General features: G+C 33.1%; 1 protein-coding gene and 2 pseudogenes. All 3 read right to left on the reverse strand.

What is annotated here, in order from left to right; genetic code table 11:
* Positions 1-303: pseudogene (locus WBN20_RS08975) on the reverse strand (OmpH family outer membrane protein); the annotation flags it as partial.
* Positions 304-569: 266 nt separating this feature from the next.
* Positions 570-1,409, reverse strand: a complete 840-nt coding sequence (locus tag WBN20_RS08980; protein WP_424281442.1) for a class I SAM-dependent methyltransferase — start codon at positions 1,407-1,409, stop codon at positions 570-572.
* A 245-nt stretch (positions 1,410-1,654) separates the two neighbouring features.
* Positions 1,655-2,258 (reverse strand): annotated as a pseudogene (locus WBN20_RS08985) (tRNA uridine-5-carboxymethylaminomethyl(34) synthesis enzyme MnmG); the annotation flags it as partial.

A 2,258-nucleotide genomic window follows, 5' to 3' on the forward strand; every position in this document is an offset into this window, starting at 1 on the left:
TTCCTGCTGTAATTGTTGGCCTATAAACTGACCCCTTTGTTGCAGTACACCATACTCTTCCTGGGCTTGGGTTTCGGGCATGCTTTGAGCTTTGGTTTGAAAAGCCTGTGCTTCTATTTGAAAAGCCTGAGAAATACTATCCCTTTTTTTATTTAGTGTTTCTGCTTTAACCTTATATCTGGCTTCAATGTCCATTTTTTCCTGATAACCATCCATCAGTTTTACGTTATCAACAAAGCCAATTTTATTTTGTTCACAAGCTACTGCTACGATTAAAAAAATCGCTAAAACTATTTTTTTCATGTGGTTCTTAAATTTAGTTTGGCAAAAGTAGTAAAGGTTTTTGGAATGATTTGTGTTTTATTCAATAAATGAACTGACGTCACTTGTAATGAGAATGAGTCCTCTTCCATAGAGGGCATAATAAACAATAGATGTTATTTATTGCACTTTTAAAAACACATTAGAATTATCTATAATTACAATCGTTTTCTAGCTTCTTATAATTGATAACCGGCATGACTATTGGGTAAATAATACTGAATTGAATAATACAGCCTTAGATGGCTTTAAAACGCTTTTTCGTCCTTTTTAAGAATGTAAAGAAGAGATGAATACTCTTTTGTGTTCCAAGCCAATATATTAGATTTTAGTCCAACCAAAAATGCCTTTAAAAAATTTCCCCTACCGTGTTTATATTTTTCAGAAAGTAAAGAGACGTAGAAAGAATCGAATATCATGGGCTTTGTTTTTACTACCCTCATTCCACTCTGAGCAAAAAGTTTTGCAATAGACAACTGTGAAAAATGCGAAAGATGTCTGGGAACATCATAAGCAGCCCAATATTCTTTATAATATTTAGCATCGTAAGATTGGAAGTTTGGAACTGCTATGATCAAAGTCCCATCTTTATTTAAAAGTGATCCTATTTTATTTATTTGTAAGTTCAAATCAGGTAAATGTTCAAGAACATGCCACAGTGTAATTACCTGAAATCCCTTTTTCTCTAAAAGATCAATGTTTTCCTTTAAGTTCAGTCCTTTTTTTATTGCTAAGTCCCTGGCCTTTTTATTAGGTTCAATTCCATATGTTTCCCATCCATTATGCTTTGCGGATTCGAGGAAAGAGCCAGTGCCTGCTCCAATATCTAATAGTGTTTTATCAGAAGTGGTATATTTATTAATTAGGTCTACTTTTTTTCTGAGGTTGTGCTTTTTAATATACTGATAGAGCTTATCAACCAAAGTTTTAGATGAATCCGTATGAGAAATATATGCCTCACTATTATAATAATTCTCCAGATCCTTCGGTTCTGGGTATGTACGCAACATGTTTAATTCTGTATCTAATAGTAATTCGAATTCTTCACCGGAAACCGAAAAGTCTTTAATCTTTAAAAATTTTTTCATTTTCAATTAGTAACGTATAAAAAGCCCCTATACATTTCGAAGATAGTTTAAAACCTTGTCTTGAAAAAACCAAATATTACTATGTATTTCCATTGAATTGAGGACTAATTTATAAACTATTAAATATTCTGTTCTTATTTATTTGTTGAATTCCAATCAATACCGGCGTAACAGAAAAAGATCTCTTATATATTAGATGCCGAATGGTATGGTTTTGTTTATGTTCCACGTGGAACAATTATATTCTACCTTCCCATATATACAAGCAATACGCTTATATCGCTTGGAGACACTCCGCTTATCCTGGAAGCCTGAGAAATGGTAGCAGGTTGGATATTTTTTAGTTTTTCCCTTGCCTCAAAAGAAAGGGACTTTAATTTACTATAGTCGAAGTTTTCAGGAATTTTAATGTTTTCTAACCGTTGAAGCTTGTCTGCATTATTCTTTTCTTTAGCTATATATCCCGCATATTTCACCTGGATTTCAGCCTGCTCTAATACCTCTCTGTTTAAGTCATTGGTATTAACATAATTTGAAACTTTTTCCAGTTTTAGCATATGTGACATTGTGACTCCAGGCCTGGAAAATACTTTAAACATTTTATCGGATTGTTTTACCGGCGCAGAAGACACATCTTCTAAAATTGGATTAATTTGTGCCGGGTTAAAGCTGGTGTTTTTGAAAAAGTTAATAAAATCATTAGACTTTTTTTCCTTTTCTCTCATTGCAAAAAGACGCTCCTCTTTTGCAAGTCCTATTTCATAACTTTTTGGTGTAAGCCTTAGATCGGCATTATCCTGTCTTAATAGAGTTCGATACTCTGCCCTTGATGTAAACATTCTATAGGGT

Origin of the sequence: Eudoraea sp., assembly GCF_049665975.1 — a bacterium.
Classification (GTDB): Bacteria; Bacteroidota; Bacteroidia; order Flavobacteriales; family Flavobacteriaceae; genus Eudoraea.

What these genes read in the sequence shown, in the direction of transcription:
- WBN20_RS08980 (WP_424281442.1), bottom strand. Translation starts at nt 1,409, where the DNA reads ATGAAAAAATTTTTAAAGATTAAAGACTTTTCGGTTTCCGGTGAAGAA.